This is a genomic window from Bacillus sp. A01H (assembly GCF_045277205.1).
Classification (GTDB): Bacteria; Bacillota; Bacilli; order Bacillales; family Bacillaceae_G; genus Bacillus_A; species Bacillus_A paranthracis.
The window spans coordinates 3,994,694-4,009,576 of record NZ_CP117702.1; the positions used below are offsets into that span (position 1 = coordinate 3,994,694).

Sequence of the window (14,883 nt, forward strand, 5' to 3'; positions counted from 1 at the left end):
AACTTTTATTCTTATTTTTCTAAGAAAACATACGAAATTTACTAATATTCTTCCAATTCATGAAAACGTTTTATTTTTTTGTTTATTTTTTGAATCTATTCGTTTATAATGAACTCAAAGAAAACGTTTGCATAATTATTTCTAGGGGGAAATACCATGGCAGAACTGAAATTAGAAAACATTTATAAAATATATGATAATAATGTAACAGCTGTAACAGACTTCAATTTACACATTCAAGATAAAGAATTTATCGTATTTGTCGGTCCTTCTGGATGCGGAAAATCTACAACATTACGAATGGTTGCTGGACTAGAAGATATTTCAAAAGGAGAGTTTTCAATTGATGGTAAGCTAATGAATGATGTCCCTCCAAAAGATCGCGATATCGCAATGGTCTTCCAAAACTATGCCCTATATCCACATATGAGTGTATATGATAATATGGCATTTGGATTAAAACTTAGAAAAATACCAAAAGATGAAATTGATCGTCGTGTAAAAGATGCAGCAAAAATTTTAGGACTGGAACAATATTTAGATAGAAAACCGAAAGCATTATCTGGTGGACAACGTCAACGTGTTGCGTTAGGGAGAGCAATCGTTCGAGACGCGAAAGTGTTCTTAATGGATGAGCCATTATCTAACTTAGACGCTAAATTACGTGTTGCAATGCGCTCAGAAATTTCTAAGTTACACCACCGCCTTGGTACGACAACAATTTATGTAACGCATGATCAAACTGAAGCGATGACAATGGCTTCTCGTCTTGTTGTTATGAAAGACGGAAAAATTCAACAAATCGGTACTCCAAAAGAAGTATATGAAACACCTGAAAACATTTTTGTTGGTGGATTTATCGGCTCTCCAGCGATGAATTTCTTCCGTGGTAAATTAACTGAAACCGATTTCGTTATAGACAATGCTGCAAAAATTAAAGTAACTGAAGGAAAAATGAAGATATTACGTGAACAAGGCTATGTAAATAAAGACATTGTTTTAGGTATTCGTCCTGAGGACATTCATGATGAACTATTATTTTTAGAAGCTTCACAATCTACTGCCTTCACAACAAAAATTGAAGTTGCTGAGTTATTAGGTGCTGAATCTATTTTATATATGAAACTTGGAAATCAAGATTTTGCAGCACGTGTTGATGCAAGACATACATTTTCACCTGGTGACCAAATTAAACTAGCATTTGATATGAATAAAGCGCATTTCTTTGATAGTCAAAACGAACAACGCATTCGTTAAAAAATAATTTTCATACAAAAAAACCGTCCACATATATTGAGGGCGGTTTTCACTATTATACGAGGGCTTCTACTGTATGAAATGATTGTCCTTTCGTGCTAATAATACCGAAAATCGGTAAGTCACTTAGCACCACTTCTTCTTGCTGTTTCATAAAAGATGACGTTAATTGTTTTATCTCTATCCATACGTCATTAATACAAAGTACATTGGAATCGTTCTCTTGTTGGCGTGAAAATATAGAATCTATTTTATATAAACCAGCATTTTGAAAAAGCATATCAATGCGACTGAATGCATTCAAAGTAATGCTGATTACGCGTTGCCAATCTCCTTGTTTTTCCATATTATAGGATACAAAAAGTGCTTCTCCGCCTAGATTCGTAATTTCCTCCACTGTTGCTTGTCCACTTTCTTGATCAATGTCCGTCACAATTACTTTTGCGCCTTGTTTAGCCAACAAAAGAGCTGTATTACGTCCAATACCGATGCCACCGCCAGTTACGATAGCAACTTTTCCTGCAAGCTTCATTTTCATTACCCCTTCTATAAGTCTTACCGTCATTCAGTATACTCCTTTATGAGATTAGTCTGCAAGCAAGAAAAGTTGCTTATTCATTTGTAAACGGTTACTTTTTTATTCCTTCTTTTTTCTTACTATTACGCTGATCGAAAACTAAACCGATGAAAATTAAAATCCCCCAAAAGATTACGCTACCTCCAGTCATTTCAATTTCCCCCTTATTATATAAACATATTATTTTAATCATTATAACATTTTCTTAATTTTCAATCTATTAAATCCGAAAATGATATAGATTAACTTTTTCCCTATTATATATCCATTAAAATATATTTGTATAACAAAAAGAGACCTTTGTATATACAAAGGTCTCTTTTTGTTATACAAGACTTATCACTTTCGTTTTTGTAATTAAATCCTGAAAACCACAATTATCTTTGCGGAATAACATCATATATACGTTACATAATATCGGAATTCCAAGCAGTAATATGTTCGGTAATAACAATACAAAAAAACGAATCGTTAATGTTTGTAATGTTAACTTTTCACTCTTCAATGAAATTAATTTTATTCTCGTTACCTTTTTACCAAGTGTTACACCGTTCCAAATAAAGGGTAGCAAAATAAAATATATCGCCATTAATATAAAAACTACTGCAAGATCATATCTATAATCGCCAAAACTAATATTAAAGCGATTAAAAATAGCACTATAATTTCCAGTCATAACAGCTACTACTGCACCATACATAACCGAGATTAAAAACATGTCAATTAGGGAAGCACCTATGCGGTTCATTACAAGCGCTGGACGATGCATCTTTAACTTCATTTTTATGTCGACTCCTTCATATCCTTCTTTACCCGTCTCATCGTACCACTTCTAAAAAACATTGTAAACTAGCGTTTCTCTTACTTTTCTTGTACAATGTGTTACAACAGCATTGTAAAGGAGGTTCCCATATTGAAAAAATGGATAATCCTATTCGTCGCATTCCTATTAGCCGGTTGTGCTGGAAATACAAATCATATAACATATACGATTAACGATGAATACGAACTCATACGTACTTCTGGAAATGCATTTGAACTTTTCCCCACGCAAGATGCTGTATATGCCACACAATACATTCCTGCAAAAATTACAGACATAGCCTGGGATGATAAATACATTATTGCAAAACAAACTGAGGAAAAGTCAGATCCTAATAATCCTGACGCAGCAATTGCAAATAAAAAAAGCGAGCATTATTGGATTATTGACGTAAAGCATAATAAACGTTTTGGCCCCTATAATGAAAAACAATTTCATGAACAAAAAGATGCGTTTAAAATTAAGGTACCTTTTCAAAGTGTAGATTCATACATAGAAGAACAGAAAAAACAGTCAGCATAATAGTTTGAGCACTGACTGTTTTTTCTTGCATATATTTAAAAACAACTTACTCAGAAAGTGAGATATTAAAAGTTTGTGGCTCTTTTACAACATCTTGCGTTTCTGTATTTGCTGCGATTACATTATCTGTTGTAAATTTAATATCCTTTACCTTTTCTTTTCCATCATCAAGTATTAGGCCGATAATACCATCTCTTGTTTCACCTGGCTTATAGTCTTCCCTTGATACATTTTTTGTACCAACGAGCGTATCTTCATCATATAAAAAGTTTTGCGTTGCTACTTTAAAATGTTGTTTATCATTAATCGCAACATCATTCATAGAGAAAAATTGTATATTTTTATTCCCGCTATTTTCCACCTTATATGTAATTTCAACGTAACGAATCGTATCACTAATCTCTGTACCACTTAGCGATGCATATAACTCCGCATCTTCTTGACTGACTTTATCTCCTAATCTACGCTTTACTTCTTCAGGAGTTAATGCCGTATATACTTTTAATGTATTTTTTGCATCTTTACTCATCTGCGATAAAGAGATTACTTTCACATCTTGTACGTGAATTTTCATTGGTGCTACTTCAAATGTTTGATTCACAGAATGAATTTGTTCTAATTTAAAAGTACCCCATCCTGTTTCTTTCACTTTTTGTCCTACTTTTTTCAGCTCACGCCCACCATATTCTTTTGTTTCAGGAATAGATTCTTTCTTCTTCGGTTCAGCTTTCTTTTCTTCTTGATGGAAGCAACCACTTAACATAAGAAGAAAACTACATAAAACAAAAATACTTTTCCATGCTTTCATCATATAATTTCTCCTAACACTATCATTCATTAATATTAATTAGTCCTTTGCTTTGTAAACTATAGAAACAATGAGAAGTCCACAAAACGAACTTGTCAGTCCAGATACTATTATACCCCCTATTTGGAAAATATGAAAATAGGGATCTACGAACGCGTGCACGATAAATATAATAGTTGCCACAACAATTACCGAAATCCAATATTTTATTTTTTCCAAAGCTAAAATAAGGTCTTTACCCATTGCATTTCTACACTTCCATAAAACGTATACTAATAACAGAAAACCAATACATGTACTTCCATGTTGCATATATTTATAAACAGAGATACCGTACCATTCTCTTTGCAATAATGGTATTTTCATAACAAAATAGCCTGTCTTATGAGTGAATGCATCCCAAACAACATGCGTTAACATACCGAATAATGCTGAATAACAAAATACAAAGAAATCTTTCCTTGTGTAAAGCCCCCACCTCTCATCTACTGCATATGTATAGTAGCCAGCAAATGGTTTAGGTAAATGTGTTATAAACGGCTTTTTTAAAATGTAGTGATATATGTATGCTAATAAAAATACGAGTGGTAAATTAAAATATAAGAATCCAAGCCACGTATGCCCAATTACACCATACGGTCTAAAGTGTAGGAAATATTCAAAGTCAGGCGCCATACTACCTAATATAAGAGCCGTTACTGAAATATGTTGAGAATACTTTTTTGCAAAAGGAAGAACTGCTGCTGGATGTGCAAATGTAAACGGCATGTTTTAACTCCTTTTTATAATTACAATAGATTACATACTATCATAACGACATGAATAATCTCCATGCAATATTTATTTTCACATTGGAATATGATAGTTTAAATGATATAATCCACATAAAATATTCAGAAAATAAGGAGGGATTCACGTGTCATTAACACTTGTCTTTTTTCTTGTTCTGTTTACCTTGTTTTTAAGTACATACATTGGCTTCTATCTATGGAAGCACTACAAAATTATAAAATATATACCTGCTCTCGTTGGTTTTATAAGCATTCTTTTTATTTTCATATGGAAGAGAATGACTTTCGGCTGGGAAGGTCTTGGCTTTGGCGCACTTCAATATACAATACTATTTGCAAGTTGTCTTACCCTTGTATTTGCTGCTTTTTTAGAATCAAAATCCGTTATGAATTGAGGTTTCTATATTGATTGACGTACCCTTTTTACAAAATGTCACATTAAAAAAAGAAAATATCCCTAGTTTCTCCGCATATCCTTACTGTTTACCCGCTATTCGAACATTACAATCACTAGCTTTCCATCCAAATGTAACATTCATTATTGGAGAAAACGGAACGGGGAAGTCAACATTACTCGAAGCGATTGCAATTGCTTTAGGATTTAATGCAGAAGGTGGAACGAAAAACTTCCGTTTTAGTACAAACGATTCACATTCATCTTTACATGAACATCTTCGAATTTCCAAAAGTTTCAATACACCAAACGATGGTTTCTTTCTTCGTGCTGAATCGTTTTATAATGTTGCTTCTTATATTGATGAAATGGATGCCGATTCAGAAGCACGTGGAAATCCAATTATTGACTCATATGGTGGTACTTCACTACACGCCCAATCACACGGTGAGTCATTTTTCTCCTTATTTATGAATCGTTTTTCAGGACAAGGCTTATACATTTTAGATGAGCCCGAGGCCGCTCTATCACCAATGAGACAACTTTCTATGCTCATTCGAATGCATGAACTAGCGGAACAAGGTTCACAATTTGTTATCGCAACGCATTCTCCTATTTTAATGGCTTATCCTGAATCCACTATATATTCTTTAACACAAGAAGGGATTCATGAATCCACATTAGAAGAAACTGAGCATTACCAAACGACGAAACTTTTCTTTGAAAATCGTGATCGATTATTTCATCATTTATTTGAATCATAAAAAAAGAAGCAGCGATTGCTGCTTCTTTTTTATAGTGCTTCTATAAATAATGCTACTCCAATACCGCCGCCGACGCATAGAGAGGCAATTCCTTTTTCTAACCCGCGTCTTTTTAATTCATGAATTAAACTTACAGTAATACGAGCTCCTGTACAACCGATTGGATGTCCAAGTCCTACACCACTACCGTTTACATTCACTTTTTCACGATCTAAACCTAATTCTTTCTCTACAGCTAAGTATTGTGCAGCGAAAGCTTCATTAATTTCCAGTAAATCTGCATCTTCTAATGACCAATCTACTTTTTCTAACCCTTTACGAATTGCTGGTGCTGGTCCAATACCCATAATTTTAGGATCTACTCCAGCTACTGAATATCCAACAATTCTAGCTAACGGTTGTAAGCCTTTTTCTTTCGCTTTTTCTTCGCTCATTAATACTAGAACCGCACTTCCGTCATTCAGGCCAGATGCATTCCCTGCCGTTACAGATCCGTCTTTACGGAAAGCTGGTTTTAATCCTGCTAATTTTTCTGCTGTAATGTCAGCACGTGGATGTTCATCCTTTGAAAATACTACTTCTTTTCTACGTTCTTTTATTGTAATAGGAACAATTTGATCGTCAAAGTATCCAGACTCGATTGCCTTCAATGCCAATGTATGACTACGAAGCGCAACTTCATCTTGTTCCTCTCTTGTAATTTCATATTGTTCAACTAAATTTTCCGCTGTTTCCCCCATCATAATATGATGAATTGGATCTTCTAATACTTCCCACACCGTATCACGAATTTCTCCGTGTTGTAGGCGTTGTCCCCAGCGGTGTTGTTTTAATGCATAAGGGCTTGAACTCATTGCTTCTACTCCACCTGCAACGACAACTTCACTTACACCTAATTGAATTTGCATTGCAGCCGACATAATTGCTTGCATACCTGAAGAACATTGGCGTTGGATTGTATAACCTGTAACTGTGTCAGGAAATCCTGCCGCTAATGCAGCCGTTCTTGCCGTATTTGCTTCATCAGTTCTTTGAATACAATGACCTAAAATCACTTCATCAACTTCGTGTGGTTCTACCCCGCCTCGTTTTACAGCTTCCTGAAGTACAGGAACAGCTAATTCTACTGGCGTTACATTTTTTAGCGCTCCCCCAAAAGTTCCAATTGGCGAACGAACTGCAGCTGTAATAACAACATTATGCATTTTGCACTTGCCCCTCTCTTATGTACCCTAGTCAGTTTTTAGGTGAAATTCCATAAGATGTATGTCTACACTTATCATACTATAAACATACTAAAAAATCAAAATATTTAATATAATAAAAATAGAAGGAATTAACCTTCTATTCTGTTAATGCATATAGAAATTTTTGTAAAATTCTCTCAGTTGTTTTATTCAAATTCGGTAACTTATCTACAGGAAAATATTGAAGCTGTAATCCTTCATGGTCAAGCCTTAATTCCCCGCTCACATGATGCCCCTGATACAGATGAATGACATTAAAAATTTCATCTCCATTTGGATATTGGAAGTACACTTCTTTTCCCGAAAGAACCCCGATAAATTGCATAATTTTCGCATTTAGTCCCGTCTCTTCAAATAGTTCTCTACGAGCAGTTTCTTCTGTAGTTTCTCCTAGCTCCATCGCCCCGCCAGGTACACCCCAATCATATGTATCTGAACGATATTGAAGCAATACTTCTTGATTATCATTTAAGATAATAATTGCTGATCCTACTAGAATAAGCGGCCTTGTACCAACGACTTTGCGTAACTCTTCAATATACCCCAATATGTAAACTCTCCTTTCCTCACCCTCCCTTATCATAACAAAATTTTTCTCCTTTTGTTGATGTAATTTTAAAGAAAAAAGGAAGCTTTCGCTCCCTTTTTTCACCTTTATTTCTTAAAACTTTCATATTTTACAGCTTCAAAAGCTTCTTCTATTTCATCATTACGATAATGGACATATGTAAAACGCCCTAATTCTACTAATCTTGCTATTTCTTGTAACGCTTTATGTTGCTCATATGTTTCCTCAAGCTTAATATGTACATAAAATTTCATTAAAGGATGTTCATATAAAGGTTCTCCCACCTCTACATATACATCTTCCACCCCTTGTACAACTCTTACATAACTTGCAAATTGATACAGTGCTTCTCTGTCTGAAACGATTTTTAATGTATACATATATTCTCCCCCTTTCCTTTACTATATCAAAAAGACAGCCAAACCATGTTATAGAACTATGAAATTTTTTCGACTTGTAATAAACAAGGCGTTTATCCATACATAGGATCTTTTCCCAACATATATTATAGAAAGAATTTTTTCAGTTGAGGTGTTCCTTATGGATCCATACGTCAATATATGTATTTGCATTACGCCAGGCGCCGATATTTCTGATGACCGTATTGCAAAAGATTTAGCAGTTGCAGAATCAATTTGGCACCCCATTACATTTCAAATTCAAGAAGTAATTGTTTTAAATGAACTTTTTCGTTTTTCTGACCGTGAAATTAGTTATAAAGATTCTATTCAAAGTCAGGAAAAATTAGCATCCTTTTTTCAAACTTGTGTAAATGAAGCTCCTGAATGCGACCTTTACATTTGTTATATTGGCAGTGATTATTTCAAAGAAACAGCAGTAATTGCCTGTGCCTACTCTTTAGCAAAACAACAGCAACTTACAGGGTATATCGTTTTAACAAACTCGGCTGCTCCTATGAAAAATATATATACGCTCGCTCATGAAATTGGTCATATTTTATTTACAAGACGTGTTCACGGAAAACTTACTCACGCAGATCCTCATTCCCCAACTGGCTCGGAGCACCATCCTTCTCCAACAAATCTTATGTATCCGATCGTCCCTCGCCCTGAAAATGTCCATATTCAGTCTCTATTAACGAACGAACAAAAAGCTCTCTCTTTACAAAGCTCTTTATTGCAAAGAAAAAAACAGTAACGATTTTGTTACTGTTTAAAACAATAGATTCCAATTAATAAACTACATTCCGGCTGCAACGGATGCAAATATACAACTAAACATAAATACAATTACTTTAAAAATCTCTATATAATATTTCTTTGGAAATAATTTTTTGCATATCCGGAGCAGCCACTTTCCTATTAAACTGAAGAACAAAACATAACCTGATGTGTCATCTAATAAAGTATCGAAATAGTCATCGTGTACCTTTTTAGAAAAGGTAGTATATAGCCCAAAAATCGTTAAACCTAAAAATGTAATAGACAATATACCTAGAAATATACTTTGCATATTTGTTCTCCTCTTAATAAAAAATTCAGTTCGTTCGCTATTAATATAAAGCTAGCTTACAGTTTTTTTCTCCTCAATTTTCAAAGACCATCTCATTAATACATATAAACTTCCGTACAGAAGTAACGGCTCTAACATTCCCCAATATGGGTTGTTCTTCCCTAATTCTTTAAATACAAACATAATGAATAGCGGGACAATAACAGCTAATATCCCAATCCAGCCAAGTATGTACGCTTCCCCAATTAACAGTACTAACAAGATAACTCCAGCTAGTATATAACTTTGTATAGTCGTTAATTGTAATACAGGTGTCCCATACCATTTATTCATAAACATTAATAATACTAGTAATAAAATTGGTAGCAAAGATGCCACATAAAGAATGCTAAACTCTTTTATTTTACTCTTAAATGAAGACATTTTAAAAGCAAATATAATTCCTACAATCGTAATCATTAAAACAATTGGGTATCCAATTAATTGTACATTCGTTAATGTAAATTCATGATTTGGGCTTTCAAATAAAATATTTGTAAGTAACCAATACCCGCCAATACCAATTATCATTCCTAAAATATTCTTTATACTCCCGCCTTTATCTTTCTCCATCTCTTTCGCTAATTCTTCCGCATACTCTTTTGGTGAATCACCAAATATATCACTTACCGTCTTTCCCTCTTTCTCACCTTCTATTAAATGAAGCTCTGCATCTTCTAAAAAGGCATCCACATCTTCTTCTTTCATTCCTTTTGTTGTTAAATACACTTTCGTATCGATTAAAAACTTTTCTCCTTCTTTAGAAATCTGCATGATACTCCCTCCCTTATTTAATCGCTTCTCTTCTATTCGTCTTCATCATAATTTCAACAAAAATTAAAATAAACAAACTTCCGTATAAACATATAATTTGAAATAACATTGGAACAAGGTCTTCTGATGTAAATGTTTTAAACACTAACATAATAGAAAGCGGGATGATTAAATATAAGTTTTTAAACCATCCATTAAAATATATATTTATTGCTACTGTAATGATGAAAATACTACCAGCTAATATATAACTTTGCATTTGGGTGAATATAAACATTTTTGTAGGATAAATCACATCTAATATCGTTACAGCCCCTATTAGAAACATTGGTGTGATTATGACTAACGACCACATAGCAAACCATGTTTTTGTAAAACTTGTTACGAAAGTCATTTTGCGAAGTAGAAAATTAGGACCTATCACAACTAAAATTAATGACAAACTATATCCAACGCACTGAATAAGTGACATCTGTAATAGTCCGTTATTTACTATTAGAACAGAAGCAATAATCCAAAACGATACGATATTCATTACTGTAAAACCAATTTGCTTCCACGTTTCCTGTCTATCTCTTTCCATCACTTTTACAAGTTCATTTGCGTATTCTTTCGGTGAGCTTCCGAAAATTTCTTCTACGCTTTTTCCATTACTCTCACCTTCTATTAAATGAAGTTCTGCGTCTTCAATAAAGCTTTCAATATCGCTTTCTTTCACACTCTTTGCAGTCAAAAACAACCTCATATCTAATAAAAACTTTCGTGCTTCATTTGATAGCATTATTTTCTTCTCCCCTTCCCTTCAAGTAGACGTTCCACACTACTTTGCATCGCTTCCCAGCGATCCATAAATTCATCCAGTGCATCTTCGCCATCTTCTGTTAACGTGTAATACTTCCGTTTTGGACCAGATGGGGATTCCTTCATTACACTTTTTATGAATCCTTCTTTTTGCATTCGTATTAATAACGGATAAATACTTCCCTCACTCGCCATTGTAAAGCCATACTTTGCTAGCTTCTCACTCATTTCATAACCGTATATTTCACCTTCAGAAATAATAGCAAGTAAGCATCCTTCTAAAATCCCTTTCAGCATTTGACTTGTCGACATAATTCAAATCCTCCTACTATCTTGTTTTACAAGATAGATAAGCGTAAGTATCTTGCTTTACAAAATAGTATAGCAGAGACTATTTTGCAAAACAAGATAGCTAACAATATTTTTCCAAATCTTTGCAGGATTTTTCTTATCCACTCTCTAAATAGAGCAATATGAGAACTTTATTACGAAGGGATGTTTTTCATCATGGTTACAAATCGAGTTGTTTTTTTAACAGGTGCTGCAAGTGGTATTGGATATGAAATGGGAAACGCTTTTGCAAAAGAAGGGGCAAAAGTTGTTATTACCGATCGTCTTGAAGAACGTGCAAAAGAAGCTGCTGAACAACTACAAAAAGAGGGCTTTCAAGCTATCGGCTTAAAATGTGATGTTACATCCGAAGAAGAAATAGAAGCATCCATTTCTCAAACTGTTACTCATTTCGGTTCATTAGACATATTAATTAATAATGCAGGCATGCAACACGTTTCACCAATTGAAGATTTTCCAACCGAAAAATTCGAGCTACTAATTAAAATTATGCAAATCGCTCCTTTTATCGCCGTTAAGCATGCCTTTCCCATTATGAAAAAGCAAAAATATGGCCGAATTATTAATGTAGCTTCCATTAATGGCCTCGTTGGATTCGCTGGAAAAGCTGCTTATAATAGCGCAAAACATGGTGTAATTGGATTAACAAAAGTTGCCGCTTTAGAAGGGGCTACTCACGGAATTACTGTTAATGCGCTTTGTCCCGGTTATGTCGATACCCCTCTCGTACGGAATCAATTACAAGACTTGGCCACTACACGAAATGTACCACTTGAAAATGTTTTAGAGGATGTCATTTATCCACTTGTCCCACAAAAACGCTTATTACAAGTACAAGAGATTGCTGATTATGCGATGTTTTTAGCGAGCGAAAAAGCTAAAGGTATAACTGGACAAGCTGTCGTTATCGATGGTGGTTATACTGCTCAATAAAAAATAAAGTTTGCTCACGAAGAGCAAACTTTATTTTTTATCGCGAGGATCATCATACTGTAGTAATTGCCGTGGCAACTTCTCTATTGCAACAATTACCCCATCTAATTTACTTTCAATTCGATGAAGTAAATATAATGTTACAACAATTGGAAACCCTACATTACCTATCATCTTGATCCACTCTTCCATCTTTTTCTCCTCCTTTCATTATATAAATAAGAAAAAAGAACACATTTAGGCATAGAAAAACAAGCTATTATGTATTAGCTTGTTTTTTCGAACAATGATGCAATTTCTCGCTTATAATCTCCACGTATAATACCTTGCTCAGTAATAATACCTGTAATTAATTCATTCGGTGTTACATCAAATGCAGGATTATAAACAGTAGTTCCAACTGGCGTTACCTGTTTCCCAAAAATTTTCGTAACTTCTGTTTCATCTCTTTCTTCAATAACAATTTCTGCACCTGTTTGTTTCGTAATATCAAATGTAGATAGTGGAGCTGCAACGTAGAACGGGATATCGAAATACTTTGCTAATATAGCTAAATTCATCGTTCCGATTTTATTTGCTGTATCCCCATTTGCGACAATTCGGTCCGCTCCTACAATAATTGCGTTGATTTCTTTCGTTTGAATAGCATGAGCTGCCGTATTATCTGTAATAAGTGTTACATCAATACCTGCCTGTTTTAATTCCCAAGTCGTTAAGCGACCGCCTTGTAAAACCGGTCTCGTTTCACATGCATATGCATGTAAATGTACACCTTTTTCTTTCCCAATATAAAACGGTGCTAATGCAGTACCATATTTAGCAGTTGCAATACTGCCAGCGTTACAAATTGTTAAAATGTTATCACCGTCTTTAAAGCATGTTAATGCATGTTCTCCAATACTTCGGCATACCGCTTCATCTTCTTGCTGAATACGAAGCGCTTCTTCTTCTAATATTTTTTGCGCTTCTTTTATTGTAGTAATTTCTTGAATAGATTCTCTCATACGATCGATTGCCCAAAATAAATTGACTGCTGTCGGGCGTGACGTCCCTAAATAATTACAATCTCTATTAAACTTCTTTTGAAATTCTTCAATATGTAAAGTAGTATATTTTTTTGATGCAAGCGCCAAGCCAAATGCAGCTACAATTCCAATTGCAGGTGCTCCTCGTACTTCTAGCATGACAATACTTTTCCATACCTCTTCAATCGTCGTTAATGTTTTGTATTCTGTGCTATGCGGCAACTTTGTTTGATTTAATACTGCAATGGCATCACCTTTCCAACTGACAGACCTCGGAATCGTAACAACTGTACTCATGCTTTTACCCCTCCAGAAACTGTCTGTTGGAATAATGATCGGAACAGTTGAATATCAGCGTTTTTAGATTCATATTTTATTAGTTCTCTACCTAAGGATAACGCTTGTTTCTTAGCTTGAATTCTCGTTTCTTTATTTGCTATTTCATCTAAATCAGCTACATGTGCTAAGCCAATTGTTCTTCGGATAAGCTCACATCCAGCAAATCCGACCACATCCGTAAAAATATTTTGCAAAATAATCGGCAACCATTGTTTCTCTTTCGTATATGCTTCTACACCTTCTCCAATCCATAACTTCGTAAAAGTGTCTACGAAATAGCTCCATGTTTTCTCAATATGGAAAAATAGCACACTTCTCTGTTCTTCCTCTCTAGATAGAGCATTTAATAATAGATTTGCAATAAATTGCCCGATGTCAAATCCAAATGGACCGTACGTTGCAAATTCTGGGTCAATCACTTTCGTTTCAGAAGGTGATGAAAAAATACTTCCAGTATGTAAATCTCCATGAATGAGTGCCTCTTTTCTCGTTAAAAATTTATATTTATATTGCGCTACTTTTAGTTTTAAAGTTTTATCACTCCATAGTTCATCTACAGCCAATTGTAACTCCGACTCATAATCATTCGTATCGTAATGCCCAAACGGATCTGTAAACACTAAATCTTCTGTAATTTTGCAAAGGTCTGGATTTACAAATGTACCTTCTAGTACCCTTTTCTCTTCTGACTGTAAACCAAAATCTGAAGTATAAAATAAAACATTCGCTAGAAAACGACCGATATGCTGGGATAGAAGTGGATACTCTTCTCCATCTATTAATCCTTTTCTTGTAATAGTTAATTTTGATAAGTCTTCTATGATTGTTACCGCTAATTCTTCATCATGACTATACACTACCGGCACATATTCCGGCACATACTTTGCAAAAATTTGCAGCGCCTTACTTTCAATCGTCGCTCTTTTTATAGACAACGGCCAGCTCTCACCAACTACTTTCGCATATGGTAGTGCTTGTTTTGTTATAATAGACTTCTCTCCATCATCTAATTTGAACACGTAATTTAAATTTCCATCTCCAATTTCATGACAAACTACATTTGCTTTCTTTTCAAAATAGCCATGTTCTTTCGCATATTGTACAGCGGTTACTTCTGTTAATGAATAATATCCCATCGTCTTCTCCCCCTTTTTTTAATTCAGAGGTTTTTCTAACACAAAAAAACCTCTTTCCACTAAGAAAGAGGTTTGAAGTTTATCTTCTCCCCTCTTATCTGCCAGAAAGTTTTACTTTCTGCTGGAATTAGCACCGTGCCTTTTGGCGTCATAAACGCCCCATTTCACAATGGTATTACGGTCGGTTGCTGGGCTTCATCGGGCCAAATCCCTCCACCTGCTCTTGATAAGAGTTGTATAATTTTTTAGAATTTTTAACTT

The 14,883-nt window shown here is 34.5% G+C and carries 21 protein-coding genes and 1 riboswitch; of the genes, 6 read left to right on the plus strand and 15 right to left on the minus strand.

Going from position 1 to position 14,883, the window contains the following annotated elements:
* Positions 1 to 156: 156 nt before the first annotated feature.
* Positions 157 to 1,257 (plus strand): ABC transporter ATP-binding protein, encoded by a 1,101-nt coding sequence (locus PSR14_RS21020; protein WP_000818923.1) that lies wholly within the window; start codon positions 157 to 159, stop codon positions 1,255 to 1,257.
* A gap of 55 nt (positions 1,258 to 1,312) precedes the next feature.
* On the opposite strand, the gene PSR14_RS21025 is transcribed toward PSR14_RS21020, so the two are convergent.
* The 3 genes from PSR14_RS21025 to PSR14_RS21035 all read right to left on the minus strand — a co-directional run bounded on the left by PSR14_RS21025 (position 1,313) and on the right by PSR14_RS21035 (position 2,615).
* Positions 1,313 to 1,822, minus strand: a complete 510-nt coding sequence (locus PSR14_RS21025) for an SDR family NAD(P)-dependent oxidoreductase (RefSeq protein ID WP_000218426.1) — start codon at positions 1,820 to 1,822, stop codon at positions 1,313 to 1,315.
* 64 nt (positions 1,823 to 1,886) lie between these two features.
* Positions 1,887 to 1,985, minus strand: a complete 99-nt coding sequence (locus PSR14_RS21030; protein WP_000145656.1) for a hypothetical protein — start codon at positions 1,983 to 1,985, stop codon at positions 1,887 to 1,889.
* 174 nt (positions 1,986 to 2,159) lie between these two features.
* On the minus strand, positions 2,160 to 2,615 hold the full coding sequence (locus PSR14_RS21035; RefSeq protein WP_000769088.1) for an RDD family protein: 456 nt from the start codon (positions 2,613 to 2,615) through the stop codon (positions 2,160 to 2,162).
* A 132-nt stretch (positions 2,616 to 2,747) separates the two neighbouring features.
* On the opposite strand from PSR14_RS21035, the gene PSR14_RS21040 reads away from it, so the two are divergent.
* On the plus strand, positions 2,748 to 3,179 hold the full coding sequence (locus tag PSR14_RS21040) for a DUF3997 domain-containing protein (protein WP_000758783.1): 432 nt from the start codon (positions 2,748 to 2,750) through the stop codon (positions 3,177 to 3,179).
* Positions 3,180 to 3,225: 46 nt separating this feature from the next.
* Here PSR14_RS21040 and PSR14_RS21045 read toward each other — a convergent pair whose 3' ends face one another.
* Both PSR14_RS21045 and PSR14_RS21050 read right to left on the minus strand, forming a co-directional pair.
* On the minus strand, positions 3,226 to 3,990 hold the full coding sequence (locus PSR14_RS21045) for a hypothetical protein (RefSeq protein WP_000973892.1): 765 nt from the start codon (positions 3,988 to 3,990) through the stop codon (positions 3,226 to 3,228).
* Positions 3,991 to 4,026: 36 nt separating this feature from the next.
* Positions 4,027 to 4,755 carry a DUF4184 family protein gene (locus PSR14_RS21050; protein ID WP_061535559.1) on the minus strand — a complete coding sequence of 243 codons (729 nt, stop codon included), beginning with the start codon at positions 4,753 to 4,755 and terminating at the stop codon, positions 4,027 to 4,029.
* Positions 4,756 to 4,903: 148 nt separating this feature from the next.
* Between PSR14_RS21050 and PSR14_RS21055 the strand changes: the two genes are divergently transcribed.
* Both PSR14_RS21055 and PSR14_RS21060 read left to right on the plus strand, forming a co-directional pair.
* Entirely contained in the window at positions 4,904 to 5,173 is a 270-nt protein-coding gene (locus PSR14_RS21055; protein WP_000059970.1) for a hypothetical protein, read from the plus strand.
* Between the two features lie 10 nt (positions 5,174 to 5,183).
* Entirely contained in the window at positions 5,184 to 5,936 is a 753-nt protein-coding gene (locus PSR14_RS21060; RefSeq protein ID WP_000567994.1) for an AAA family ATPase, read from the plus strand.
* A 29-nt stretch (positions 5,937 to 5,965) separates the two neighbouring features.
* Here the strand turns inward: PSR14_RS21060 and PSR14_RS21065 are convergent, their stop codons facing one another.
* From PSR14_RS21065 to PSR14_RS21075, 3 genes are all read right to left on the minus strand, one after another.
* Entirely contained in the window at positions 5,966 to 7,141 is a 1,176-nt protein-coding gene (locus tag PSR14_RS21065) for an acetyl-CoA C-acetyltransferase (RefSeq protein WP_000552083.1), read from the minus strand.
* 139 nt (positions 7,142 to 7,280) lie between these two features.
* Positions 7,281 to 7,730, minus strand: coding sequence for an NUDIX hydrolase (locus PSR14_RS21070; RefSeq protein WP_000540525.1), 450 nt, complete (start codon positions 7,728 to 7,730; stop codon positions 7,281 to 7,283).
* Between the two features lie 107 nt (positions 7,731 to 7,837).
* Complete coding sequence (locus tag PSR14_RS21075; RefSeq protein WP_000288327.1) at positions 7,838 to 8,131, minus strand: DUF3928 family protein; 294 nt, start codon at positions 8,129 to 8,131, stop codon at positions 7,838 to 7,840.
* 160 nt (positions 8,132 to 8,291) lie between these two features.
* On the opposite strand from PSR14_RS21075, the gene PSR14_RS21080 reads away from it, so the two are divergent.
* Complete coding sequence (locus PSR14_RS21080) at positions 8,292 to 8,909, plus strand: ImmA/IrrE family metallo-endopeptidase (protein ID WP_000371612.1); 618 nt, start codon at positions 8,292 to 8,294, stop codon at positions 8,907 to 8,909.
* Between the two features lie 42 nt (positions 8,910 to 8,951).
* Here PSR14_RS21080 and PSR14_RS21085 read toward each other — a convergent pair whose 3' ends face one another.
* The 4 genes from PSR14_RS21085 to PSR14_RS21100 are packed head-to-tail and all read right to left on the minus strand — an operon-like array spanning position 8,952 to position 11,150.
* Positions 8,952 to 9,224: a hypothetical protein gene (locus tag PSR14_RS21085; protein ID WP_061535560.1), complete on the minus strand. Its 273-nt coding sequence runs from the start codon at positions 9,222 to 9,224 to the stop codon at positions 8,952 to 8,954.
* 51 nt (positions 9,225 to 9,275) lie between these two features.
* On the minus strand, positions 9,276 to 10,037 hold the full coding sequence (locus PSR14_RS21090) for a DUF1129 domain-containing protein (protein WP_061535561.1): 762 nt from the start codon (positions 10,035 to 10,037) through the stop codon (positions 9,276 to 9,278).
* Positions 10,038 to 10,050: 13 nt separating this feature from the next.
* Complete coding sequence (locus tag PSR14_RS21095) at positions 10,051 to 10,818, minus strand: DUF1129 domain-containing protein (RefSeq protein ID WP_061535562.1); 768 nt, start codon at positions 10,816 to 10,818, stop codon at positions 10,051 to 10,053.
* Complete coding sequence (locus PSR14_RS21100) at positions 10,818 to 11,150, minus strand: PadR family transcriptional regulator (protein ID WP_000107963.1); 333 nt, start codon at positions 11,148 to 11,150, stop codon at positions 10,818 to 10,820. The genes PSR14_RS21095 and PSR14_RS21100 overlap by 1 nt, the downstream gene beginning before the upstream one ends.
* A gap of 195 nt (positions 11,151 to 11,345) precedes the next feature.
* Here PSR14_RS21100 and PSR14_RS21105 point away from each other — a divergent pair, with 195 nt between their 5' ends.
* Positions 11,346 to 12,122, plus strand: coding sequence for a 3-hydroxybutyrate dehydrogenase (locus tag PSR14_RS21105; protein ID WP_000258438.1), 777 nt, complete (start codon positions 11,346 to 11,348; stop codon positions 12,120 to 12,122).
* A 30-nt stretch (positions 12,123 to 12,152) separates the two neighbouring features.
* Here PSR14_RS21105 and PSR14_RS21110 read toward each other — a convergent pair whose 3' ends face one another.
* The 3 genes from PSR14_RS21110 to mtnK form a co-directional block, all read right to left on the minus strand.
* Positions 12,153 to 12,314, minus strand: coding sequence for a YvrJ family protein (locus tag PSR14_RS21110; protein WP_000393331.1), 162 nt, complete (start codon positions 12,312 to 12,314; stop codon positions 12,153 to 12,155).
* A 74-nt stretch (positions 12,315 to 12,388) separates the two neighbouring features.
* Entirely contained in the window at positions 12,389 to 13,444 is a 1,056-nt protein-coding gene (gene mtnA, locus PSR14_RS21115) for an S-methyl-5-thioribose-1-phosphate isomerase (RefSeq protein ID WP_000109054.1), read from the minus strand.
* Entirely contained in the window at positions 13,441 to 14,622 is a 1,182-nt protein-coding gene (mtnK, locus tag PSR14_RS21120; protein WP_406644056.1) for an S-methyl-5-thioribose kinase, read from the minus strand. The genes mtnA and mtnK overlap by 4 nt, the downstream gene beginning before the upstream one ends.
* Before the next feature lie 91 nt (positions 14,623 to 14,713).
* Positions 14,714 to 14,855: riboswitch (SAM riboswitch) on the minus strand.
* Positions 14,856 to 14,883: the final 28 nt, after the last annotated feature.

Bases quoted from the DNA above. Each gene is read 5' to 3' on its own strand.
- PSR14_RS21020 (WP_000818923.1), top strand. From the start codon at position 157: ATGGCAGAACTGAAATTAGAAAACATTTATAAAATATATGATAATAAT.
- PSR14_RS21025 (WP_000218426.1), bottom strand. From the start codon at position 1,822: ATGACGGTAAGACTTATAGAAGGGGTAATGAAAATGAAGCTTGCAGGA.
- PSR14_RS21030 (WP_000145656.1), bottom strand. From the start codon at position 1,985: ATGACTGGAGGTAGCGTAATCTTTTGGGGGATTTTAATTTTCATCGGT.
- PSR14_RS21035 (WP_000769088.1), bottom strand. From the start codon at position 2,615: ATGAAGTTAAAGATGCATCGTCCAGCGCTTGTAATGAACCGCATAGGT.
- PSR14_RS21045 (WP_000973892.1), bottom strand. From the start codon at position 3,990: ATGATGAAAGCATGGAAAAGTATTTTTGTTTTATGTAGTTTTCTTCTT.
- PSR14_RS21050 (WP_061535559.1), bottom strand. From the start codon at position 4,755: ATGCCGTTTACATTTGCACATCCAGCAGCAGTTCTTCCTTTTGCAAAA.
- PSR14_RS21065 (WP_000552083.1), bottom strand. From the start codon at position 7,141: ATGCATAATGTTGTTATTACAGCTGCAGTTCGTTCGCCAATTGGAACT.
- PSR14_RS21075 (WP_000288327.1), bottom strand. From the start codon at position 8,131: ATGTATACATTAAAAATCGTTTCAGACAGAGAAGCACTGTATCAATTT.
- PSR14_RS21080 (WP_000371612.1), top strand. From the start codon at position 8,292: ATGGATCCATACGTCAATATATGTATTTGCATTACGCCAGGCGCCGAT.
- PSR14_RS21085 (WP_061535560.1), bottom strand. From the start codon at position 9,224: ATGCAAAGTATATTTCTAGGTATATTGTCTATTACATTTTTAGGTTTA.
- PSR14_RS21090 (WP_061535561.1), bottom strand. From the start codon at position 10,037: ATGCAGATTTCTAAAGAAGGAGAAAAGTTTTTAATCGATACGAAAGTG.
- PSR14_RS21095 (WP_061535562.1), bottom strand. From the start codon at position 10,818: ATGCTATCAAATGAAGCACGAAAGTTTTTATTAGATATGAGGTTGTTT.
- PSR14_RS21100 (WP_000107963.1), bottom strand. From the start codon at position 11,150: ATGTCGACAAGTCAAATGCTGAAAGGGATTTTAGAAGGATGCTTACTT.
- PSR14_RS21105 (WP_000258438.1), top strand. From the start codon at position 11,346: ATGGTTACAAATCGAGTTGTTTTTTTAACAGGTGCTGCAAGTGGTATT.
- PSR14_RS21110 (WP_000393331.1), bottom strand. From the start codon at position 12,314: ATGGAAGAGTGGATCAAGATGATAGGTAATGTAGGGTTTCCAATTGTT.
- mtnA (WP_000109054.1), bottom strand. From the start codon at position 13,444: ATGAGTACAGTTGTTACGATTCCGAGGTCTGTCAGTTGGAAAGGTGAT.
- mtnK (WP_406644056.1), bottom strand. From the start codon at position 14,622: ATGGGATATTATTCATTAACAGAAGTAACCGCTGTACAATATGCGAAA.